Genomic DNA, 19,615 nt, shown 5'->3' with positions numbered 1-19,615 from the left:
GCAACAGGTCACGCACTAATTGCTGATAACATTGGCGCCCGACCGTCAACCACCCAATCGAGTTCATGATGAGCCAACCCTGGAGCCCCGACAGCTGGCGCGCCCTGCCAATCCAGCAACAACCCCAGTACCCGGACGCTGCGCACTTGTTGCAAGTGGAGCAGAGCCTGGCCAGCTATCCGCCGCTGGTGTTTGCCGGGGAAGCCCGCGAGTTGCGCCGTCAGTTTGCCGAGGTGACCCAGGGTCGCGCGTTCCTGCTGCAAGGTGGCGACTGCGCCGAGAGCTTTGCCGAGTTCTCCGCCGCAAAAATCCGCGACACCTTCAAGGTGCTGCTGCAGATGGCCATCGTGATGACCTTCGCCGCCGGCTGCCCGGTGGTGAAAGTCGGGCGCATGGCCGGCCAGTTCGCCAAGCCGCGCTCGGCCAACGATGAGACCCTCGACGGCATCACCCTGCCCGCCTACCGTGGCGACATCGTCAACGGCATTGGTTTCGACGAAAAAAGCCGCGTGCCGGACCCGGACCGCCTGCTGCAGTCCTACCACCAGTCCACCGCCACCCTCAACCTGCTGCGCGCCTTTGCCCAGGGCGGTTTTGCCGACCTGCACCAGGTGCACAAGTGGAACCTGGACTTTATCGCCAACTCCGCCCTGGCGGAAAAATACAGCCAGTTGGCCGACCGCATCGACGAAACCCTGGCCTTCATGCGCGCCTGCGGCATGGACAGCTCGCCGCAGTTGCGCGAAACCAGCTTCTTCACCGCCCATGAAGCGCTGCTGCTCAACTACGAACAAGCCTTCGTGCGCCGCGACAGCCTGACCAACGACTACTACGACTGCTCGGCCCACATGCTGTGGATCGGCGACCGCACCCGTCAGTTGGATGGCGCCCATGTCGAATTCCTGCGCGGGGTGAACAACCCGATCGGCGTGAAGGTCGGCCCGAGCATGAACCCGGACGACCTGATCCGCCTGATCGACATCCTCAACCCCGACAACGACCCCGGCCGCCTCAACCTGATCGCGCGCATGGGTGCAGGCAAAGTCGGCGACCACCTGCCCAAGCTGATTCGCGCGGTGCAGCGCGAAGGCAAGCAGGTGCTGTGGAGCTCCGACCCGATGCACGGCAACACCATCAAGGCCAGCAGCGGCTACAAGACCCGCGACTTTGCGCAGATCCTCGGCGAGGTCAAGGAGTTCTTCCAGGTGCACCAGGCCGAGGGCACCTATGCCGGCGGGATTCATATCGAAATGACCGGGCAGAACGTCACCGAGTGCATCGGCGGCGCACGGCCGATCACCGAAGATGGCTTGTCGGACCGCTATCACACCCATTGCGACCCGCGGATGAACGCTGATCAGTCGCTGGAGTTGGCATTCCTGATTGCCGAGACATTGAAGCAGGTCAAACGCTGATCATCGCAGCCCGCAACCGGTCGGCACTCGGCCGCTGGCAATTGAGCTGGATATGTTCCAGCCCCAGCCAGTCGGCCATTTGCCGCAGGTTCAGGGCCAGCGCCTGCATCCCCTCATCATCCAGCCCCGACTCCTCTTCGTGCACCCCATGCACGGCCAGGCGCCCGTTGGCGCGTTCGGCCCGCAGGTCGATACGTGCAGCGATCCGCTCGTTGTGCAAAAACGGCAGCACGTAGTAGCCGTACACCCGCTTGTGTTGCGGGGTGTAGATCTCCAGGCGGTAGCGGAAATCGAACAGGCGCTCGGTGCGGCTGCGCTCCCAGACCAGCGAGTCGAAGGGCGACAGCAGTGCGCTGGCCGACACCTTGCGTGGCATTTTGGGCTCGGGCAGGCAGTAGGCTGCCTGCTTCCAGCCTTGCACCTGGCACACCTGCAATTGCCCGTCCTCGACCAATTCCGCCAGGCGACTGCGACTGTCGGCGGGGTCAAGACGGAAGTAGTCGCGCAGGTCTTTTTCGGTGCCTACACCTAAGGCGGTGGCGCTGTGCAGCAACAGGCCACGCTGGGCCTCGGCCTCGGTCAACGGCGCCTGCTGGAGGATATCGCCAGGGATGACGCGCTCGGGCAAGTCATAGAGCCGCTCGAAGCCACGCCTGCCGGCAACGGTAACCAGGCCGGCGGCGAACAGCCATTCAAGCGCATGCTTTTCATCGCTCCAGTCCCACCAGGGACCGGCTCGCTCTTCGCGGGTCGACAAACTGCCCGCGCCCAGCGCGCCCTGCTGTTCGACAGTCTGCAAAACGCGCTGGATCGTGGCCTGTTGCTCACGACCGAAGCGCGCCATCTGCGAATAGATGCCCAGCCCCTGCTGCGCTCGCTCCATACGCCAACGCATCAAGGGATATAGCGCCATCGGCAGCAACGAGGCCTCGTGCCCCCAGTACTCAAACAGCGAACGCCGCCGGCCCTGGCTCCAGGCCGCCTGTTCAAGCATCAACGGCGAGTAACCGCCCAAGCGGGAAAACAGCGGCAAGTAATGAGAGCGCACCAGCGCATTGACCGAGTCAATCTGCAACACGCCCAAGCGCTCGATCACGCGGTTGATGTGAGCAGCTTTTATCAGTACGGGCGCCTGGCGCCCGGAAAATCCCTGGGCCGCCAGCGCCATGCGCCGAGCTTGCTTGAGGGAAAAAGACAGGTCGGCGGCCATGAGGTTCTCCATGTGGGCTCGCCAACCACCCTACTGCATCCGGCGTCATTTTCGCAGCGGGTCTTGCCAGAAATGCAGATGGCGATCCTGCTCAACGTCGCCGCGATTGAGCCCGATGTCCTTGAGCGCATCATCGCTCAAGCTGGCCAGGACCTGACGCTCCCCATGCAGCGCCTGCCAACGGGCAATCCTGTGAAACAGCCCGGAAAACGGACGTTTTGCCATCAACACAAAGCCTCTTTGACCTTTCATCTTCTCGCCCTCCAATGGGGATGACGCGAGTGTGTGCCTGGCCTTAAGATCAATCCAACGAATGTTTCTTATGCAATACATCTCGGAGATTGATCAATTGTCCGGCTACCCGAGCATCGACACTGAGGTACTGCGCACTTTCGTCGCCATCGCCGACCAAGGCGGTTTCACCCGCGCCGGTGAACGGGTCAACCGCACCCAATCGGCGGTGAGCATGCAGATGAAGCGCCTGGAAGAAGACGTGCTGCAGCGCAAACTGTTCGAGCGCGATGGCCGGCAAGTGCGGCTTACCCCCGAGGGCCAAGTGCTGCTGGGCTATGCGCGGCGTATCTTGAAATTGCACAGCGAAGTCTTCAACACCCTGCGCGAGCCGCATATGGTGGGGCTGGTACGCATCGGTACACCGGATGACTACGTGATGCGCTTCCTGCCGGGGATTCTCCAGCGGTTTTCCAAGGCATACCCGCTGATCCAGATTGAGATGCACTGCGAGGCGTCCACCGTGCTGATGCAGCGCCGGGACCTGGCCCTGACCGTGATCAGCCGAGAGCCCGGGAATGATGTCGGGGAGCTGTTGCGTTCCGAACGCATGGTATGGGCCGCAGCACCGTGCTTTTGCGTAGACGAGCACGACGCCCTGCCCCTGGCGATTTCCGGTGCTGACTGCCTTTATACCCAGTGGGCCCTTGGGGCACTGGATTCGGTCGAGCGCAGTTATCGCCTTGCCTATCACAGCACCAATGGGGCGGCGATCCAGGCAGTCGTCAGCGCGGGCTTGGCGGCCATGGTCAGCATGGAAAGCCTGGTGACTGCAGACCTGCGCATACTCGGCAGCGAGGAAGGGTTACCGCCCTTGCCGTCAATGAACCTGCGTTTGCTGCGTAACCCCCTGATGGCCTCACCGATCACCGATTGCCTGGCCGAGTACATTCTCGAAGGCTTCAGACTTTAAAGGTCAGCATTACCGCACACAGCATCAGGAAGCCGCAGAACAGGCCGCGCAACAGCCTTTCCGGCAGGGCGTGGGCGACTTTCACGCCCCAACTGATACTGAGCAGGCCACCGACGGCCAGTGGGATGCCGATCAGCCAGTCCACTTCGTGGTGCCAGGCATAGGTGACCAGGGTCACCCCGGTACTGGGCAGGGCCAAGGCCAGGGACAAGCCCTGGGCGACCACCTGGGTGGTGCCGAACACACTGGTCAGTACCGGCGTGGCCACCACCGCGCCGCCCACCCCAAACAAACCGCCCATGGAACCGGACGCCGCGCCCAACACGCCAAGCCAGGGCCAGGCATAACGCATGTGTGCCGTCGGCGGTGCATTTCGCGTGAACATGCGCAGCAGGTTGTAAGCCGAAAGCGTCAGCAGGAACACGATAAAGCCGATGCGCATGGCGCCTGCGTCCAGCCCCACGGCCCAGATCGAGCCGAGCCAGGCAAAGCTGAAGCCCATGATGCCCAACGGCAGGGCGTGGCGCAGTTCGATGCGATTGCGCTGGTGGTAACGCCACAGGGCGAGCATCACGTTGGGCACCACCATCACCAGCGCCGTGCCTTGGGCAAGTTGTTGGTCCAGGCCGAACCATACGCCGAGGACCGGGATCGCAATCAGCCCACCGCCAATACCAAACAGGCCACCGACCGTGCCGAGGGCCACGCCCAATACCAGGTAAACCGCTAAATCCAACACCGCTCGCTACTCCACATTCCCAGGCCCTGCATGCTACGCAGTCGACCCTGGCGCGGAAACGCACAGCAACGCACAATGGCTGTGCCAATCTCGCATAAGCGCGCATCGATGAATCCCAACACGCTGACCGATCAACTGAGCCTGTTTCTCGATGTACTGGAAACCGGCAGCTTTTCTGCCGCAGCCCGTCGCCATCCGCTGACCCCTTCGGCGGTGGCGCGGCGCATCGACAGCCTGGAAAGCTCCGTGGGCAGCCGCCTGTTCCAGCGCAGCACTCACGCGGTGGTGCCGACCCCGGCGGGCCTGGCCTTCGCCGAGCGGGCACGACGGATTGTCAGCGAGCTGCAACTGGCGCGGGCGGAAGCGGTCTCCTTGAGCCATGCCCCCGAAGGCTTGATCCGCGTGGACGCACCGGCAGCGTTTGGTCGACGGCATCTGGCACCCGTGATCGCCGACTTTCTGAATGTGTACCCGGGGCTGGATGTGCACCTGCATCTGATCGACAGCTTTGTCGATATGCAGGGCGCGCATCTGGGCAAGGTCGACCTGGTGCTGCGCGCCGGGCATATCGTCGATACACGGCTGATCGCCACGCCCCTGGCCAGTATCGTGCGCATCGCCTGCGCCAGTCCGGCCTACCTGAAAAGCCGTGGCACCCCGGCCCACCCTCGCGAATTGAGCGAGCATGACGGCCTGGACTGGGACGGCCTGGCGCCGATGTTCGCGTGGCGCTTCGAGTTGGACGGGCGACGTGCAACGCATCGCCCGCGGCGCATCCGCATGAGCGCCAACAACGCTGAAGCGTTGTTATCGGGCGCCCTCGCCGGGCTGGGGATCGCCCACCTCCCCACCTGGCTGGCCAGTGAGTACCTGGTGCGCGGCGAGTTACTGCCGCTGTTTTGCCAAGACGGCCTGCCCAACCCGGAGACCACCGGGATCTATGCACTGCGCCTGGAACAGCAGCCCAATGCGCGCAGCCGGTTGCTGCTGGAATACCTCAAGTCCCGATTCAGCCCCGTGCCGCCTTGGGATCTGGCCCTGCAAAGCGGACTGGTCTGACCACCCGCACAAAATTATCTGGCGCATTAAAGATTTGCCCGCTAGATTCCAGGCAGACACGCTTTTTTGAGGCACCACCATGAGCAAAAATCCCGCCCCGTGCGAATCCCTGTTGCTGGACAACCAACTGTGTTTCGCCCTGCACTCCACGTCGCTGCTGATGACCAAGGTCTACAAACCGCTGCTGCAAGCCCTCGGCCTGACCTACCCGCAGTATCTGGCCATGATGGTGCTGTGGGAAGAAGATGGTTTGACCGTCGGAGAAATCAGCAGCCGCCTGCTGACCGACCCGGGCTCCCTGACACCACTGCTCAAGCGCCTGGAAGCCGAAGGCCTGCTCAGCCGCACCCGCAGCCGTGAAGATGAGCGCGTGGTGGTGGTGGAACTGACCGGCGCCGGGCGCGCCTTGCAGGAAAAGGCCATGGGTATTCCACACTGCATTCTCGGCGCCAGCGGTTTGGAGCTGGACCAATTGCGCAAGCTGCAGGCTGACTTGCTTGCGTTGCGGGGCAACCTGCAGAACGCGATCTGAACACGGCAAAACACTCAACCTGTGGGAGGAGGCTTGCTCCCGATGACGGTTTATCAGTCGACGAATCTTTTGACTGAAACACCGCTATCGGGAGCGAGCCCCCTCCCACATTGGTTTGCAGCGACTGAAAAATATTTATACATTTATCTTGCGCACTAAACATTAGCGCTATACATTTACCTCACCAACTACTTAGCGCGCAAAACTTTAGCGCTAAAAACCAAGAGGACGACACCATGCAAACGCTCTATACCGCAGTAGCCACCGCCACCGGCGGCCGTGATGGTCGCGCTGTTTCCAGCGACAATATCCTCGACGTCAAACTCTCCACCCCCAAGGAATTGGGCGGCGCCGGCGGCCAGGCCACCAACCCGGAACAACTGTTTGCCGCCGGTTACTCGGCCTGCTTTATCGGCGCCCTGAAATTCGTCGCCAGCCAGACCAAACGCAAAATCCCGGATGATGCCTCGATCACTGCCCACGTCGGCATCGGCCAGATCCCTGGCGGTTTCGGCCTGGATATCGACCTGCACGTCAGCCTGCCAGGCCTGGCCGAGGACGATGCGCAAAGCCTGGTCGACGCTGCGCACCAAGTCTGCCCGTACTCCAACGCCACCCGTGGCAACGTCGATGTGCGCCTGCACGTAACCGTCTAACCACTGCCGCTGTCACTGGAGAAGAACATGAACACATTTGCCAACGTGCTGACCGGCAGCCTGCTCGCCCTGTCCGTCACTTACGCGTTTGCCGCCAATGGCGACGTTGAACACAGTACCCAGGCCTTCCTGGATGTGTTGAACGCCGGCACTGGCAAACCGATGGAACAACTGACACCCACACAAGCCCGTGCCGTACTGACGGGTGCCCAGGCCGGTGTGAAGTTGACCCTGCCCAAGGCGGACGTGAGCCAGAAGACCATTCAGGTCGATGGCCAGCCGCTGGACCTGACCATCGTGCGGCCAGCCGGGGTCAAGGGCACATTGCCGGTGTTCATGTTCTTCCACGGCGGCGGCTGGGTGCTGGGGGACTACCCGACTCACGAGCGCCTGGTGCGCGATCTGGTGGTGGGTTCGGGGGCCGTGGCGGTCTTCGTCAACTACACGCCTTCACCGGAAGCCCGCTATCCGGTGGCGATCAACCAAGCCTACGGCGCAACCAAGTGGGTCGCCGAGCATGGCAAGGACATCAACGTCGACGGCAAACGCCTAGCGGTCGCGGGTAATAGTGTCGGCGGCAATATGGCAGCCGTCGTCAGCCTGATGGCCAAGGACAAGGGCACACCTGCGATCAAGTTCCAACTGCTGTTATGGCCGGTGACCGATGCCAATTTCGAGACGGCGTCCTACAACCAGTACGCCGAAGGGCACTTCCTCACCAGGAACATGATGAAGTGGTTCTGGGACAACTACACCACCGACGCCAATCAGCGCGCCGAGATCTACGCCTCGCCGCTGCGGGCGACCGCGGATCAGCTCAAGGGCTTGCCGCCCGCGCTGATTCAGACCGCCGGTGCCGACGTGTTGCGTGACGAAGGCGAAGCCTATGCGCGCAAGCTGGACCAGGCCGGGGTTCCAGTGACGGCCGTGCGCTACAACGGCATGATCCACGACTACGGCTTGCTCAATGTGGTCAGCCAGGTACCAGCGGTGCGTTCGGCCTTGCTGCAGGCATCCGACGAGCTCAAGCAACACCTGAAGTAAAAAAGCAGCGCCCACGAAAAAGCCCGACGCTAGGTCGGGCTTTTTTCGTATCGGCGGGGCCAGAATTACTTCTTGGCGCGACCTTTGTACGAACCACCTTCGCGGGTGTCGATCTCGATCAGGTCGTCGATTTCGATGAAATCGGCTACTTGCAGTTCGGTACCGTTGCTCAGCTTGGCAGGCTTCATTACTTTGCCCGAAGTGTCACCGCGAGCGGAACCTTCGGTGTAGGCAACCTTACGCACGATAGTGGTCGGCAGCTCTACGGAAACCAGGCGCTCTTCGAAGAAAATAGCTTCGCAGACGTCTTCCATGCCTTCTTCGATGAACGGCAGAACAGCTTCGATATCTTCAGCGTTCAGCTCGTACATGGTGTAGTCGGTGGTGTCCATGAACGTGTAGGTGTCGCCGCTGATGAAGGACAGGGTCGCTTCCTTGCGGTCGAGGATCACGTCGTCCAGTTTGTCATCGGCGCTGTAGACGATCTCGGTCTTGTAACCGGTCAGCAGGTTCTTCAGCTTGGTCTTCATGATTGCGCTGTTACGACCAGACTTGGTGAACTCAGCTTTCTGAACCAGCCAAGGGTCGTTTTCGAGACGGATCACTGTACCGGGTTTCAGTTCTTTACCAGTTTTCATTGCGTATATCCGAAATTTGGATGGGATTACAAAAATCAAGGTCGCGTATCATATCCAACTTTCATAAAACTGTACCAGCGCCGTCGCAAGATCGGCCTGCAAGCCTTGTTCCAGACACCACGTCTGCGCGTGCTGGCTTAACTCAGGCCAGTGCGCCAGCAGCATTTTCCACGCTTGTGCCATATCGCCATCAGTGTTCCAGGCTTGCCAGAGCTCGACCAGGGCAGCCTTTGCGGCCGGTGACAGCGCGGCGGTGTACAGGTCCAGGAAGGCGTCGAGCTTGTCCAGGTGGATGTCTTCGTCCTGGCGATAGATGTGCCACAGCAGCGGCCGCCCGGCCCATTGGGCGCGCACGAACGAGTCTTCGCCGCGCACGGCGTTGAAGTCGCAACACCACAGCAGGCGGTCATATTGCTCCTGGCGCACAAACGGCAGCACCTGCACGGTCAGGGCGTTGCGTTGATGGACGTCCCCCACCGCCAGGCCTTCGACACCGAGCCAATGCTGTACATCACCGAGGATGCGCCCTTCCGGCACCAAGAGATGAGTGGTGTGCCCGTCGGTCGAAAGTGCATCCAGCCAACTGGCCAGCCCGGCGTTTTCGTAGGCGAACAACGAGATCAGCCGCGCACCAGCTGCCGGAAACACACCCAAGGCTTGCAGGAATTGCCGCTGCGCAGCGGCATCCTGCTGAAACGCCTGACGCTGCTCCAGCAACCCTGCCTCGCGTAACAGCCCCCCGGTGCCGGGTCGGAAACCCGGAAAAAAGAAGTACTTCTGCACACCCTTGAACTTCACCGACGGCAACCGATGGCACCCCACTACCCAGTCTTCGGCACTGAGGTAATCCAGGTTCATCCACAACGGCGTGCGTTCACGCGCGGCCATGGCTTCCATGTAGTCAGGCGGCAACTGGCAGGCGAAGGCGGCGATCACCACATCGGCTGCCGGTGCGCTCGACCACACGGCCGGCCAATGGCGCACATCGACACCCTCTTGCCATTGCTGGTCCAGGCGCACATCAATCTCCGGACACATACGCTCGAAGGCGCGCAGGTCGTCGACCCACAAGCGCACCTCGCAGCCCTGCTCCGCCACCAATTGCCGGGCCAGGCGCCAGGTCACGCCGATGTCGCCATAGTTATCGACGACGCTGCAAAAAATATCCCAGCGGGCTTTCATTCCGCGCTCCAACGCTCAAAGGCTCGATTGTCCGCATAAATGCGCCAATGCAGAAGGCTTGATCGCGATTATTCTGCACAGTGGCTGTGCGACAATCGCCATCAACACCCCCGGATTTGCGTGGGGGTGGATAAGACGGTACCTACGTTGTCCTTCAAGGAGCTCATCATGTCCTCTAGCGCGCCTATGTCGCTGCCCAAGCTCACGCTCGCCATTGCCTTGGGGCTGTGGCTGGGATTTATCGCCATTGTGCTGACCAGTTGGCTGGCGTCGCGCTATCTGTTCCCGCAGAGCCTGGCGCCTGTAGCCCAGGCCGTTCAGCAACTGGGCAAACCTGCAGCGGTTGCGCCGGAGCCGCCGAACCGTATGTTCGAGCAGTACCAACAGAACCTGCAGAAGCAGGAACAACAGCAGGCCCTGGACCAGGCCCGCAATAACGCACGCAACCTGTCCAACCCAAAATGCCAGTTCTGGCTGCAGCAGGACCAGAACGCACCGAATGAAAAGACCCGGGCCAATGTCCTGCAATTCTGCGATTGATGACCATGAATAAACACGCCGTTCACCAGCTGATCCTGGAAAAACTCACGGTCGACCTCGACATCGCCCAGCGCGCCGCGCAGACCGCCTACGAAACCGCGACCCACGAAGAAAATATCGCCGAAAACAAATACGACACCCTCGGGCTGGAGGCGTCTTACCTGGCAGCCGGGCAAGCCAGGCGCGTCGAGGAAATCAAGCAGGCGCTGGCGCTGTGCCAGAACCTGCCACTGCGTGCGTACGATGATCAACGTGGCATAGAAGTCGGCACATTGCTGGGCCTGGAAGACGAGAACGGCCGCCAGCAGTGGCTGTTCCTGGCACCGGATGCGGCGGGTTTGAAGGTGGACGTGGTCGGGCAACCGGTGACCGTCATCACCCCGCGTTCACCCTTGGGCAAAAGCCTGCTGGGCAAGTACGAAGGTGATGAGGTGGAGATTCTGGTGGCAGGCGCCCGGCAACACTTTACGGTTACCGAGGCCAAATAACCCCCTTAATGGACGGGCAATTCCACGCCGTCGAACAGCTCTTCCAGTTCCTGCTTGTTGTGGCACTGGATCGCCTTGGCCATGACTTCGCGGGTCAGGTGCGGGGCGAACTTCTCGATAAAGTCGCACATGAAGCCCCGCAGGAAGGTGCCACGGCGGAAGCCGATCTTGGTCACACTGGACTCAAACAGCTCGCTGGCATCCAGCACCACCAGGTCTTTATCGAGGTTGGTATCGACGGCCATCTTGGCGACGATGCCCACGCCCAGGCCCAGGCGCACATAGGTCTTGATGACGTCGGCGTCGGCGGCGGTGAACACCACTTTCGGCGTGAGGCCACGATGGCTGAAGGCTTCGTCGAGCTTGGAGCGGCCGGTGAAACCGAAGACGTAGGTGACGATCGGGTATTCGGCCAGGGCTTCCAGGGTCAGCTTCGGCAACTTGGCCAATGGGTGGCCCTGGGGCACGACGACGCAACGGTTCCAGCGGTAGCACGGCATCATCACCAGGTCACCGAACAGCTCCAGGGCTTCGGTGGCGATGGCAAAGTCGACGGTGCCATCGGCGGCCATCTCGGCGATCTGCATCGGCGAGCCTTGATGCATGTGCAGCGCCACGTCCGGGTATTGCTTGATGAAATCGCGGATCACCGGCGGCAATGCGTAACGCGCCTGGGTGTGGGTCGTGGCAATCGACAAGGTGCCTTTCTTCTCGTTGGAGAATTCCTGGGCGATCTGCTTGATGCTCTCGACTTTGCGCAGGATCTCGCCGGCGGTAGTGATGATGCGTTCACCGGCCGGGGTGACACGGGTGAGGTGCTTGCCGCTGCGCGCGAACACTTCGACGCCCAGCTCGTCTTCGAGCAGGCGGATCTGCTTGCTGATACCGGGTTGGGAGGTGTAAAGGCTTTGAGCGGTAGCGGAAACGTTGAGGTCGTGGTGCGCCACTTCCCAGATGTAGCGCAGTTGTTGAAGCTTCATATGTGTCCCTCAAAGCAGATAGACGCCACGGGTATCAGCGACGGTATATAACTATATTAAAGGTTTGACGGATAAATCTAGAACTTTTTATCGTTTTTTACCCATCACACGTCATCACTGCGTCGACGCTGTAACGCAGGCACCAGGTAAACCGGCACGCTAGACAACTGCAGCACCCGTGCGGCGGTACGCCCAAGCGGTGTGGCGGCCGCCGTGGCATGGCTGTGGCTGCCGACGACCAACAGGTCTACGGACAGTTTGCGCAACTGCTCGAGTATCACTTCGCACGGGTCGCCCTGGATCACCCGTACCGAGCGAATCAGTTCCAGGTCTTGCCCCCCGTCCCCCAACTCTTCGCGAAAACTGTCCAGCACCCGCTGCTCGATGGTCGCCATGACAGTGCTCAGCCCCTGGCTCTGCCATTCACTCAAGGCCTTCTCATCAAGGTAGCTCTGCAACACCGATTCGGCGAACAACCCGATGGGCTCGACCACATGAATCACATCCAGGTCAGCCTTGAACGTCCGCGCCAGCGCCAGTGCATGTTGCATCACATACGGCGCGTACAGACCAAGGTCCGTGGCGTACAGCATCGAACGAATCATAAAACCTCCCGGACGGCCAGGATGGAGGAGATTGAATGAGCTTAGCAGCGCCCCTAAGTCTCGGCCTGAATCCTCACCTCGTTACTGATGCCATGGGGCACATGCCCGGTGGCCACCACCTCCCTGGCTTTCTCGCAGTGACCGGCCTGGTCATCGAAAAACACATCCGCGGCAAACGCCTCCAGGAATGCGGACTTTTCCAGGCCGCCGAGAAACAGTGACTCATCCAGGCGGATGTCCCACTCACGCAAGGTCCGGATCACCCGCTCGTGGGAAGGCGCCGAACGGGCGGTGACCAAGGCTGTGCGGATCGGGCAGGCCTCGTCTGGAAACTCACGCTGCAACAAGTTGAGTGCCGCCAGGAAACCCTTGAAGGGGCCACCGTGCAAAGGCTGGCGTGCCGACTCGCGCTCGCTGGCCTGGAACGCCTCCAGCCCGCCGGCCTGGTACACGCGCTCCGATTCATCGGAGAACAGCACCGCGTCACCGTCAAAGGCAATCCGCAGCTCTTCGCTGGACGCCCGGCGCGGACCGCCCGACAGAATCGTCGCGGCGGCAAAGCCGGCATCGAGGGCACTGCGTACATCTTCAGCATGGGTGGAAAGAAACAGGTGACAGCCAAACGCCGCCAAATAGGGATAAGGACTACGCCCACCGACAAAGGCTGCGCGGGAAATATCCAGGCCGTAATGCTGGATGGAGTTGAACACGCGCAAGCCGGTGTCGGCACTGTTGCGCGATACCAGTACCACCTCGACCCGAGCACGGCCCAGGCTGGCATTGAGGCTCAGCAGCTTCTTGACCAGCGGAAAGGCGTCACCGGGCTCGAGGATCTCTTCCTCGTGTTCGATCTGGTATTTACGGTAGGCCTCCACCCCTTGGGCCAGGTAGACCTTGTGGCTGTCGCTCAGGTCGAACAGTGCCCGCGAGGAAATCGCCAGCACCAGTTTGTCGCCCAATCCCTTTGCCATGGTACGTCCCCCGAATCAGCGGCTATGCCGATCAATAAAGCTCAAGGCCTGGTACAGCGCCTGCATTCGTGGCAATTCGCAACCCGCGGCCTTGGCGGCAGCAAGCGGTCGCCCATAGATCGCCGCCAGTTCCAGCGGGCGTTTGTGTATATGGTCGTGGTACATGCTGGGCAGGTAATCGTCCATGGTTTCCGTCATGGCGAACATCTGCTCGGCGTAACTGGCGGGGATTTCATGGCCGCAGGCATGGGCGCCCTGCACCACTTCGGCCATCAGCGCCTGGATCAGCTCGCGGCTGGATTCGTCCGCCATCATTGCCGTGGTACCCGTTCCCAACAGTACGGAGAGGCCATTGTAAGGCACGTTCCACACCAGCTTGTGCCAGCGGGCCTGATGCACATTGGCCATGGCCTGGGACTCGATGCCGGCCTTATGAAACAACGCGGCACCGGCTTCGACAATAGCCTTCTGGCGGGCCTCATCGTTGGCGGCCGTGCCGCTGTGGTAGCCCAGGTTGACCCGGCCCAACGCCTGATGCTCGACGACGCCAGGCGCGGAGCGGTGTACGCCGATGTAGCACAGCCCGCCCAGTAGATGCAGGGATGGCGGCAGGTGTTCACGCAGACTGTCTTCGACATCCAGGCCGTTTTGCAGCAACACCACCTTGGCGTCCGGCGCCGCGACCTGGGCGAGGGTCGGGGCCAGCTCGACATTGCCGGTGGACTTGGTGCCCACCAGCAACCAATCGCACGGCGGCATGTCCGCGGCATGGGCGTAGGCCTGCACCGGGCGCAGTTGCAGGTTGCCATGCACACTGCTATTGACGCGCAGGCCGTGCTCGCTGACCGCCGCGTATTCGCTGCGCAGCAGGAAGTGCACGTCGAAGCCCGCGCGTGCCAGCATCACGCCATAGAAGCCACCGATGGCGCCGGTGCCGATAATACCGATACGTGGCGACTGTACTGTCATGGCAGTTCCTCCGGAGTGCGGCTAAGTGCTTGGTCAATGGTTTCGGTCAGGTCAGAAAGCGTAAGACGTGTCTGTATTTGCCCGAGGAACTGACCCTCGCACACCACGAACAACGCCGGCAAATGAAAGATCTGGTAGCGTTCGACCGCACCGCCATTGTGCCCGGCATCCACCCAGCACACGCGGTCCACCGGCAAACGCCAGCCCGGCAACTGCTGGCGTGCCCAACGGCAACTGGAACACCCCACGCTGGTGAACACCACCAGCGAAATACCTGGCAATCCCAGCAATTGCTGGTCAATATCCAGGTCGGTCAATTCCAGTTCCTTCACTATACTGCTGCCACCGCCGTCAACTGGACGGTGCTCGGAGTCCGTGTACATGGGTCGTTTTTTACCTCACCCTGATGATGTCGCTGTCGAGTTAATCCAACGCCCCTCTCCCGCCATCCCCCGCCAACGCCTGCACACTATCGGCCTGGGCGGCGTTGCCTGCAATTGGCCCCGCGCATGGCGCCAGGGCACGGCCGTTGACCTGCACATTCCCTCCCTGGGCGCCACGGCCCGATATCCGGGGTATGTGGCGTGGTGTCGCAAGGTGGAAAACGGCTACCGCGTGGGCATTTCGTTTACCGATGAACATGCGTTGTTCGGTGCGCGAATGGGTGAGCAAGCATGCCGGATAGAGCGCTACTGCCGCCAGCACGAAGATGCCGAGCCGACCCCGCAGCAACTCGAAGCCCTGGCCCGTGAGTGGGTGGCGCGCCATGCCGGCGAGTTCGCCCATGAGACGTTTGTGCGGCCAGCGCTGGATTAAAGCGGGCTTTGCCCATTGTCGCGGGCCCGTGTTACGCGCTAAGGTTCCTCCCCCCTGCATTCAAATCATGCTGTGCCCGCCGCACGGGGATGGCTGGCGGCCGGCACCCGTGACCCTGGCGAGTAACACGATGGCTGATTTACCGATCAATGACCTAAACGTCGAATCCAACGAGACCCTGATCACACCCGATCAGCTCAAGCGCGAAATCCCTCTGAGCGACGCTGCCCTGCAGACCGTCACCAAAGGCCGCGAAGTCATCCGTGACATTCTCGATGGCACCGACCACCGCCTCTTCGTCGTGATCGGGCCTTGCTCGATCCACGACCTCAAGGCTGCCCACGAATACGCCGAGCGCCTCAAAGTGCTGGCGGCAGAAGTGTCCGACACCTTGTACCTGGTGATGCGCGTGTATTTCGAGAAGCCGCGTACCACCGTGGGCTGGAAAGGCTTGATCAACGACCCGTACCTGGACGACTCGTTCAAGATCCAGGACGGTTTGCACATCGGTCGTAAATTGCTGCTGGACCTGGCCGAAATGGGCCTGCCCACCGCCACCGAAGCCCTCGACCCGATCTCCCCGCAGTACCTGCAGGACCTGATCAGCTGGTCGGCCATCGGCGCGCGCACCACCGAGTCGCAGACCCACCGCGAAATGGCATCCGGCCTGTCTTCGGCCGTAGGCTTCAAGAACGGCACCGACGGCGGCCTGACCGTGGCGATCAACGCGCTGCAATCGGTCTCCAGTCCTCACCGTTTCCTGGGTATCAACCAGGAAGGCGGCGTCTCCATCGTCACCACCAAGGGCAATGCCTACGGTCACGTGGTGTTGCGCGGCGGCAATGGCAAGCCCAACTATGACTCGGTCAGCGTTGCGCTCTGCGAGCAGGCGCTGAACAAGGCCAGGATCAAGCCGAACATCATGGTCGACTGCAGCCACGCCAACTCCAACAAGGACCCGGCGCTGCAGCCGCTGGTGATGGAAAACGTCGCCAACCAGATCCTCGAAGGCAACCAGTCGATTATCGGCCTGATGGTCGAGAGCCACCTGAACTGGGGCTGCCAGGCGATTCCAAAGGACCTGGCCGACTTGCAGTACGGCGTGTCGATCACCGATGCCTGCATCGACTGGTCCGCCACCGAGAACACCCTGCGCAGCATGCACGCCAAGCTCAAGGACGTATTGCCGAAACGCAAACGCAGCTGAACCTGTATTTGAAAGATGCGCACACAAAAACGCCGGGCTGAGCCCGGCGTTTTTCATGCTGCGTTTTATGTTGTGCGTTATAGCTTCGCGGCATGGCGCTGGTGGCGCTCCATGTAGCGTTCGACATAGGAGCATGACGGGATCACCGTGTAGCCTTGCTCTTCGGCAAACTTCAACGCTTCCTCGGTCAACGCAGCTGCAATGCCACGGCCGCGCAGTGCGTTGGGCACGAAGGTCCGATAGATGTCCAGGGTCTGCTTCCCGAGGTCCATATAGGTCAGATAGGCACGATGACCGTCCACATTGGTCTCGAACTGATGACCAGCCTGGTCATGGTGGATGGACAACGCCTCGCTCATCACTACTCCTCGCGGGTCTTGGATTCTGACCCCTACCTTACCGATGTTTTTCCGGCGAAGGAACATCTACGCCACCCCGTGCCGGTTTCGACAACGAGAAAACCTTGAGCGCTCACAACCAGCACGTAGGGAATAGTAGGCACCAATCCTGTAATTGCTCAAGGCGCGCCCGTCATCCCTGCCGCTGGCGGATATAGAAAGGGCCTCGATCAACCGGTGATCGAAGGCCTGAACATTGCCGGCAGTTGAACCTTGAGACGAACAGACGCTCTTAAAGTCACCTCTACATGCACAAAAGATGCGGGGCGTGGTAAAGGCCAGCCAAACGAAAGTGTCAGCCTCGATATATAAAATTTCATCTATTTACAAGGCTTAACACATGCGGGCCGGCCTTCTCAGCCTGGATCCAATCTCCATCAGACTGCAAAAAACTGTACGGTTTTTATACGAATGTCCAAAAGATTAGCCAAAATAGATTCGGCACAAGAATTTTTTTTGCTTCTTGCGCTACGTCAGTTTACTTACTACAAGTAATGGGTAGTATGTACGCCGGCTATTAGCTCACTCTGAGAAAGTAGCCATTTAATAGAAAGTCCTTGAAGGGGAACACGATGAACAACGTTCTGAAATTCTCTGCTCTGGCTCTGGCCGCAGTTCTGGCTACCGGTTGCAGCAGCGTCTCCAAAGAAACCGAAGCTCGTCTGACTGCAACTGAAGACGCAGCAGCTCGCTCCCAGGCCCGTGCAGACGAAGCCTACCGTAAAGCTGATGAAGCTCTGGCTGCTGCCCAAAAAGCACAACAGACTGCTGACGAAGCTAACGAGCGCGCTCTGCGTATGCTTGAGAAAGCTAGCCGCAAGTAATAATCCCTCGGGATTGTTATCAAGCCGATCCATTCTTGGATCGGCTTTTTATTGCCTGCGATTCAGCCCAGAACCCCGCGCAATAAAAAGCCCGCCGCAGCGCAAGGCCGTGGCGGGCTCAGCAGCGGACCGGACGCTTATTGCTGCAGGTCGATCGGCGCGCTGGAAGCTATCGGTGCACCACCTGGCACACCGATCTCGGTGGGCAGGCCATCTTCGGCCGCGACGACATCACGCACCTGATCCCAGTTCACCCGCAGGTTATTGGCCAGGTCTTCACGCTTGAGCAAGGCATTGATCACCGCTGTGTGCTTATCGACCACCGACGGCGTGCCATCGTCGTTCAAGGGCGTATGCGCCTCGAGATAGACCTTGCCGCCGCTGCTGCCGAACTTGTAGGCATCGTTGATGATGCGCACCGACGTCCCCACCGGGACCATGCCGGCCATTTCCAGTACGTTGTTGTTGAACATGCGGAAGCAACCGTGGCTGGTACGGGTACCGATGCCGAACTTCATGTTGGAACCGTGGATGAGGTAACCCGGCGTCCCCAGGGTGAACTTGAACGGCCCCAGGGGATTGTCCGGGCCGGCCGGCACCACATTGGGCAACGGGTCGCCGTTGGCGGCGTGCTCGGCCTTGATCGAGGCCGGCGGCGTCCAGGTCGGATTCGGCGTCTTGGCGATGATGCTGGTGTGCGCAATGGGCGAGCCCCAGCCTTCACGGCCAATCCCAAGCGGGAAGGTGTAGACCACATCCTGCCCCTTGGGGAAGTAGTAGAGCCGGTATTCCGCCAGGTTGATCACGATGCCCTCACGGGGGCCCGGCGGCAGGATGAAGCGTGTCGGCAGGACGATCTCGGTCCCCGCCCCCGGCAACCAGGCATCGACGCCCGGATTGGCCGCGACCATTTCCGAATAGCCCAGGTCGTAGGTGGTACCCAGGTCGGCAAAGGTGTCTTCGTACTTGGCCTTGATCACCTGGACCTGCCCGACGATGTCTTCGCCGGGTGGCGGCAGGGGCAACTGCAAGGCGGCGGCAGGACCGGCCGCACACAAGGCAGCAAGAGACAGGCAGCAGGTGACGACGGAAAGGCGCGACAACATCCGGAAAATCCTTCGCAGAACGACGGGTAGGTAAAAATCGATTGTATACGTGAAGCGGACTTCTAGCTGCCCCCTACAACTCGAAACGCAACTCGGGCCAGATTGGCGGCGTGCCACGCTTCTGCGACTCCAGGATCGCCCGGCACAAAGGGCACAGGCGCTGGTCCTGGAAAATCGAACGGTCGACCAGGGACCAACGCGGCTGCGCCGGCAATAACGTACCGCACAGGGTGCGATCGATGGAGCCGCCCAGTTCCAATTGACGCGTCACCAGATGCACCCGCACTTCCTGGCAGGCGAACAGATCCAGCTGCTCGTCCGGCTCGATCAGTTGGTAGTTAAACAGGGACCAGGCAGGACGCGACATCGGGGGCTCCAGATCGGGGGGGCGCCACCTTAGCCGAAAGCCTGCCGGTAGAAAAGCGTCATAGCAGCGGTTTTAGCGTCGGCCAGACATTTTCCAGCAATTTGCCCTGGGCGCCGACAGCCGGGTGCAGTCCATCAGCCTGCATCAACGCCGGGTTGCCACCGATACCCTCCAGGAAAAATGGCACCAACGGCACCTTTTTAGCCGTTGCGACGTCATTGAATACCTTGGCGAATGCATCGACATAGCGCTTCCCGTAATTGGGCGGAATCTGCATGCCCAGCAACAGTACCTTCGCACCGCTGGCCTGGGACTGCTCGATCATCGACGCAAGATTTTGTTGCAATTGCGCCGGCGGCTGCCCGCGCAAGCCGTCGTTACCACCCAATTCGATCACCACCACGTCCGGCTTATGCGCTGCGAGCGCCGCCGGCAGGCGCGCGAGGCCTCCGGCACTGGTGTCGCCGCTGATGGAGGCATTGACCACTTTATCGTCGAAACCTTCCTTCTTGAGCCGTTGCTGCAGCAATGCGACCCACCCTTTGCTGGTATCCAGGCCGAAACCGGCACTGATACTATCGCCAACGATCAGGACTGTACCCGCCGCTGCGTTCTGGGCCATGCACATCAAGGCCAGGCCAGCACTCAAAAACCACATTCGCATC

General features: G+C 60.9%; 25 protein-coding genes. 11 read left to right on the top strand and 14 right to left on the bottom strand.

Annotated elements, in window-relative coordinates:
* Positions 1 to 68: 68 nt before the first annotated feature.
* Positions 69 to 1,415 (top strand): class II 3-deoxy-7-phosphoheptulonate synthase, encoded by a 1,347-nt coding sequence (locus BFQ01_RS05035; RefSeq protein ID WP_027606994.1) that lies wholly within the window; start codon positions 69 to 71, stop codon positions 1,413 to 1,415.
* On the opposite strand, the gene BFQ01_RS05030 is transcribed toward BFQ01_RS05035, so the two are convergent.
* Together BFQ01_RS05030 and BFQ01_RS05025 are read right to left on the bottom strand one after the other, a co-directional pair.
* Positions 1,405 to 2,625, bottom strand: a complete 1,221-nt coding sequence (locus BFQ01_RS05030; protein WP_065924440.1) for a winged helix-turn-helix domain-containing protein — start codon at positions 2,623 to 2,625, stop codon at positions 1,405 to 1,407. The two genes, BFQ01_RS05035 and BFQ01_RS05030, sit on opposite strands and share 11 nt — an antisense overlap.
* Positions 2,626 to 2,670: 45 nt before the next feature.
* On the bottom strand, positions 2,671 to 2,877 hold the full coding sequence (locus BFQ01_RS05025; protein ID WP_065924439.1) for a DUF1127 domain-containing protein: 207 nt from the start codon (positions 2,875 to 2,877) through the stop codon (positions 2,671 to 2,673).
* Between the two features lie 70 nt (positions 2,878 to 2,947).
* Between BFQ01_RS05025 and BFQ01_RS05020 the strand changes: the two genes are divergently transcribed.
* The gene (locus BFQ01_RS05020) at positions 2,948 to 3,829 is read left to right on the top strand and encodes a LysR family transcriptional regulator (RefSeq protein ID WP_065924438.1); all 882 of its coding nucleotides are present in this window, start codon (positions 2,948 to 2,950) and stop codon (positions 3,827 to 3,829) included.
* On the opposite strand, the gene BFQ01_RS05015 is transcribed toward BFQ01_RS05020, so the two are convergent.
* On the bottom strand, positions 3,819 to 4,568 hold the full coding sequence (locus BFQ01_RS05015) for a sulfite exporter TauE/SafE family protein (protein ID WP_065924437.1): 750 nt from the start codon (positions 4,566 to 4,568) through the stop codon (positions 3,819 to 3,821). The genes BFQ01_RS05020 and BFQ01_RS05015 overlap by 11 nt on opposite strands.
* 108 nt (positions 4,569 to 4,676) lie before the next feature.
* Here BFQ01_RS05015 and BFQ01_RS05010 point away from each other — a divergent pair, with 108 nt between their 5' ends.
* From BFQ01_RS05010 to BFQ01_RS04995, 4 genes are all read left to right on the top strand, one after another.
* Positions 4,677 to 5,627, top strand: coding sequence for a LysR family transcriptional regulator (locus BFQ01_RS05010; protein WP_065924436.1), 951 nt, complete (start codon positions 4,677 to 4,679; stop codon positions 5,625 to 5,627).
* Positions 5,628 to 5,706: 79 nt separating this feature from the next.
* Positions 5,707 to 6,159, top strand: a complete 453-nt coding sequence (locus tag BFQ01_RS05005) for a MarR family winged helix-turn-helix transcriptional regulator (protein ID WP_065924435.1) — start codon at positions 5,707 to 5,709, stop codon at positions 6,157 to 6,159.
* Between the two features lie 236 nt (positions 6,160 to 6,395).
* Entirely contained in the window at positions 6,396 to 6,815 is a 420-nt protein-coding gene (locus BFQ01_RS05000; RefSeq protein ID WP_027606987.1) for an organic hydroperoxide resistance protein, read from the top strand.
* A 27-nt stretch (positions 6,816 to 6,842) separates the two neighbouring features.
* On the top strand, positions 6,843 to 7,859 hold the full coding sequence (locus tag BFQ01_RS04995; RefSeq protein WP_065924434.1) for an alpha/beta hydrolase: 1,017 nt from the start codon (positions 6,843 to 6,845) through the stop codon (positions 7,857 to 7,859).
* A 65-nt stretch (positions 7,860 to 7,924) separates the two neighbouring features.
* Here the strand turns inward: BFQ01_RS04995 and BFQ01_RS04990 are convergent, their stop codons facing one another.
* Together BFQ01_RS04990 and earP are read right to left on the bottom strand one after the other, a co-directional pair.
* Positions 7,925 to 8,497, bottom strand: coding sequence for an elongation factor P (locus tag BFQ01_RS04990; protein ID WP_003172723.1), 573 nt, complete (start codon positions 8,495 to 8,497; stop codon positions 7,925 to 7,927).
* Between the two features lie 48 nt (positions 8,498 to 8,545).
* A complete protein-coding gene (gene earP / locus BFQ01_RS04985) occupies positions 8,546 to 9,679 on the bottom strand; it encodes an elongation factor P maturation arginine rhamnosyltransferase EarP (protein ID WP_065924433.1) in 1,134 nt (377 codons plus the stop codon).
* Between the two features lie 168 nt (positions 9,680 to 9,847).
* On the opposite strand from earP, the gene BFQ01_RS04980 reads away from it, so the two are divergent.
* Positions 9,848 to 10,219: a hypothetical protein gene (locus BFQ01_RS04980; protein WP_065924432.1), complete on the top strand. Its 372-nt coding sequence runs from the start codon at positions 9,848 to 9,850 to the stop codon at positions 10,217 to 10,219.
* A 5-nt stretch (positions 10,220 to 10,224) separates the two neighbouring features.
* Complete coding sequence (locus BFQ01_RS04975) at positions 10,225 to 10,707, top strand: GreA/GreB family elongation factor (protein ID WP_065924547.1); 483 nt, start codon at positions 10,225 to 10,227, stop codon at positions 10,705 to 10,707.
* A gap of 5 nt (positions 10,708 to 10,712) precedes the next feature.
* Here BFQ01_RS04975 and cysB read toward each other — a convergent pair whose 3' ends face one another.
* The 5 genes from cysB to BFQ01_RS04950 all read right to left on the bottom strand — a co-directional run bounded on the left by cysB (position 10,713) and on the right by BFQ01_RS04950 (position 14,615).
* Positions 10,713 to 11,687 (bottom strand): HTH-type transcriptional regulator CysB, encoded by a 975-nt coding sequence (gene cysB / locus BFQ01_RS04970; protein ID WP_003189876.1) that lies wholly within the window; start codon positions 11,685 to 11,687, stop codon positions 10,713 to 10,715.
* 104 nt (positions 11,688 to 11,791) lie between these two features.
* Entirely contained in the window at positions 11,792 to 12,292 is a 501-nt protein-coding gene (locus BFQ01_RS04965) for a universal stress protein (protein ID WP_065924431.1), read from the bottom strand.
* Between the two features lie 53 nt (positions 12,293 to 12,345).
* Positions 12,346 to 13,263, bottom strand: a complete 918-nt coding sequence (locus BFQ01_RS04960) for a 5'-nucleotidase (RefSeq protein WP_027606981.1) — start codon at positions 13,261 to 13,263, stop codon at positions 12,346 to 12,348.
* 15 nt (positions 13,264 to 13,278) lie between these two features.
* Positions 13,279 to 14,232: a putative 2-dehydropantoate 2-reductase gene (locus tag BFQ01_RS04955; protein ID WP_065924430.1), complete on the bottom strand. Its 954-nt coding sequence runs from the start codon at positions 14,230 to 14,232 to the stop codon at positions 13,279 to 13,281.
* Entirely contained in the window at positions 14,229 to 14,615 is a 387-nt protein-coding gene (locus BFQ01_RS04950) for a thioredoxin family protein (RefSeq protein ID WP_027606979.1), read from the bottom strand. The genes BFQ01_RS04955 and BFQ01_RS04950 overlap by 4 nt, the downstream gene beginning before the upstream one ends.
* Here BFQ01_RS04950 and BFQ01_RS04945 point away from each other — a divergent pair.
* Positions 14,614 to 15,048 (top strand): PilZ domain-containing protein, encoded by a 435-nt coding sequence (locus tag BFQ01_RS04945; protein ID WP_065924429.1) that lies wholly within the window; start codon positions 14,614 to 14,616, stop codon positions 15,046 to 15,048. The two genes, BFQ01_RS04950 and BFQ01_RS04945, sit on opposite strands and share 2 nt — an antisense overlap.
* 130 nt (positions 15,049 to 15,178) lie before the next feature.
* On the top strand, positions 15,179 to 16,255 hold the full coding sequence (locus BFQ01_RS04940) for a 3-deoxy-7-phosphoheptulonate synthase (protein WP_027606977.1): 1,077 nt from the start codon (positions 15,179 to 15,181) through the stop codon (positions 16,253 to 16,255).
* A gap of 77 nt (positions 16,256 to 16,332) precedes the next feature.
* Here the strand turns inward: BFQ01_RS04940 and BFQ01_RS04935 are convergent, their stop codons facing one another.
* Entirely contained in the window at positions 16,333 to 16,614 is a 282-nt protein-coding gene (locus BFQ01_RS04935) for a GNAT family N-acetyltransferase (RefSeq protein WP_027606976.1), read from the bottom strand.
* Positions 16,615 to 17,225: 611 nt separating this feature from the next.
* On the opposite strand from BFQ01_RS04935, the gene oprI reads away from it, so the two are divergent.
* Positions 17,226 to 17,477, top strand: coding sequence for an outer membrane lipoprotei OprI (oprI, locus tag BFQ01_RS04930; protein WP_003172710.1), 252 nt, complete (start codon positions 17,226 to 17,228; stop codon positions 17,475 to 17,477).
* 137 nt (positions 17,478 to 17,614) lie between these two features.
* Here oprI and BFQ01_RS04925 read toward each other — a convergent pair whose 3' ends face one another.
* From BFQ01_RS04925 to BFQ01_RS04915, 3 genes are all read right to left on the bottom strand, one after another.
* Positions 17,615 to 18,583, bottom strand: coding sequence for a L,D-transpeptidase family protein (locus tag BFQ01_RS04925; RefSeq protein ID WP_065924428.1), 969 nt, complete (start codon positions 18,581 to 18,583; stop codon positions 17,615 to 17,617).
* 73 nt (positions 18,584 to 18,656) lie between these two features.
* Complete coding sequence (locus tag BFQ01_RS04920; RefSeq protein ID WP_003172705.1) at positions 18,657 to 18,950, bottom strand: hypothetical protein; 294 nt, start codon at positions 18,948 to 18,950, stop codon at positions 18,657 to 18,659.
* Positions 18,951 to 19,008: 58 nt separating this feature from the next.
* Positions 19,009 to 19,614: an arylesterase gene (locus BFQ01_RS04915; RefSeq protein WP_027606974.1), complete on the bottom strand. Its 606-nt coding sequence runs from the start codon at positions 19,612 to 19,614 to the stop codon at positions 19,009 to 19,011.
* Between the last annotated feature and the right edge of the window lies 1 nt (position 19,615).

Origin of the sequence: Pseudomonas sp. 8 R 14, from assembly GCF_900005955.1 — a bacterium.
Lineage (GTDB): Bacteria > Pseudomonadota > Gammaproteobacteria > Pseudomonadales > Pseudomonadaceae > Aquipseudomonas > Aquipseudomonas marginalis.
The sequence above is the reverse complement of the archived record's forward strand: the minus strand, read 5'-3'. Positions and strand labels throughout refer to the sequence as shown.

What these genes read in the sequence shown, in the direction of transcription:
- BFQ01_RS05035 (WP_027606994.1), top strand. Translation starts at nt 69, where the DNA reads ATGAGCCAACCCTGGAGCCCCGACAGCTGGCGCGCCCTGCCAATCCAG.
- BFQ01_RS05030 (WP_065924440.1), bottom strand. Translation starts at nt 2,625, where the DNA reads ATGGCCGCCGACCTGTCTTTTTCCCTCAAGCAAGCTCGGCGCATGGCG.
- BFQ01_RS05025 (WP_065924439.1), bottom strand. Translation starts at nt 2,877, where the DNA reads ATGAAAGGTCAAAGAGGCTTTGTGTTGATGGCAAAACGTCCGTTTTCC.
- BFQ01_RS05020 (WP_065924438.1), top strand. Translation starts at nt 2,948, where the DNA reads ATGCAATACATCTCGGAGATTGATCAATTGTCCGGCTACCCGAGCATC.
- BFQ01_RS05010 (WP_065924436.1), top strand. Translation starts at nt 4,677, where the DNA reads ATGAATCCCAACACGCTGACCGATCAACTGAGCCTGTTTCTCGATGTA.
- BFQ01_RS05005 (WP_065924435.1), top strand. Translation starts at nt 5,707, where the DNA reads ATGAGCAAAAATCCCGCCCCGTGCGAATCCCTGTTGCTGGACAACCAA.
- BFQ01_RS05000 (WP_027606987.1), top strand. Translation starts at nt 6,396, where the DNA reads ATGCAAACGCTCTATACCGCAGTAGCCACCGCCACCGGCGGCCGTGAT.
- BFQ01_RS04995 (WP_065924434.1), top strand. Translation starts at nt 6,843, where the DNA reads ATGAACACATTTGCCAACGTGCTGACCGGCAGCCTGCTCGCCCTGTCC.
- BFQ01_RS04990 (WP_003172723.1), bottom strand. Translation starts at nt 8,497, where the DNA reads ATGAAAACTGGTAAAGAACTGAAACCCGGTACAGTGATCCGTCTCGAA.
- earP (WP_065924433.1), bottom strand. Translation starts at nt 9,679, where the DNA reads ATGAAAGCCCGCTGGGATATTTTTTGCAGCGTCGTCGATAACTATGGC.
- BFQ01_RS04980 (WP_065924432.1), top strand. Translation starts at nt 9,848, where the DNA reads ATGTCCTCTAGCGCGCCTATGTCGCTGCCCAAGCTCACGCTCGCCATT.
- BFQ01_RS04975 (WP_065924547.1), top strand. Translation starts at nt 10,225, where the DNA reads ATGAATAAACACGCCGTTCACCAGCTGATCCTGGAAAAACTCACGGTC.
- cysB (WP_003189876.1), bottom strand. Translation starts at nt 11,687, where the DNA reads ATGAAGCTTCAACAACTGCGCTACATCTGGGAAGTGGCGCACCACGAC.
- BFQ01_RS04965 (WP_065924431.1), bottom strand. Translation starts at nt 12,292, where the DNA reads ATGATTCGTTCGATGCTGTACGCCACGGACCTTGGTCTGTACGCGCCG.
- BFQ01_RS04960 (WP_027606981.1), bottom strand. Translation starts at nt 13,263, where the DNA reads ATGGCAAAGGGATTGGGCGACAAACTGGTGCTGGCGATTTCCTCGCGG.
- BFQ01_RS04955 (WP_065924430.1), bottom strand. Translation starts at nt 14,232, where the DNA reads ATGACAGTACAGTCGCCACGTATCGGTATTATCGGCACCGGCGCCATC.
- BFQ01_RS04945 (WP_065924429.1), top strand. Translation starts at nt 14,614, where the DNA reads ATGGGTCGTTTTTTACCTCACCCTGATGATGTCGCTGTCGAGTTAATC.
- BFQ01_RS04950 (WP_027606979.1), bottom strand. Translation starts at nt 14,615, where the DNA reads ATGTACACGGACTCCGAGCACCGTCCAGTTGACGGCGGTGGCAGCAGT.
- BFQ01_RS04940 (WP_027606977.1), top strand. Translation starts at nt 15,179, where the DNA reads ATGGCTGATTTACCGATCAATGACCTAAACGTCGAATCCAACGAGACC.
- BFQ01_RS04935 (WP_027606976.1), bottom strand. Translation starts at nt 16,614, where the DNA reads ATGAGCGAGGCGTTGTCCATCCACCATGACCAGGCTGGTCATCAGTTC.
- oprI (WP_003172710.1), top strand. Translation starts at nt 17,226, where the DNA reads ATGAACAACGTTCTGAAATTCTCTGCTCTGGCTCTGGCCGCAGTTCTG.
- BFQ01_RS04925 (WP_065924428.1), bottom strand. Translation starts at nt 18,583, where the DNA reads ATGTTGTCGCGCCTTTCCGTCGTCACCTGCTGCCTGTCTCTTGCTGCC.
- BFQ01_RS04920 (WP_003172705.1), bottom strand. Translation starts at nt 18,950, where the DNA reads ATGTCGCGTCCTGCCTGGTCCCTGTTTAACTACCAACTGATCGAGCCG.
- BFQ01_RS04915 (WP_027606974.1), bottom strand. Translation starts at nt 19,614, where the DNA reads ATGCGAATGTGGTTTTTGAGTGCTGGCCTGGCCTTGATGTGCATGGCC.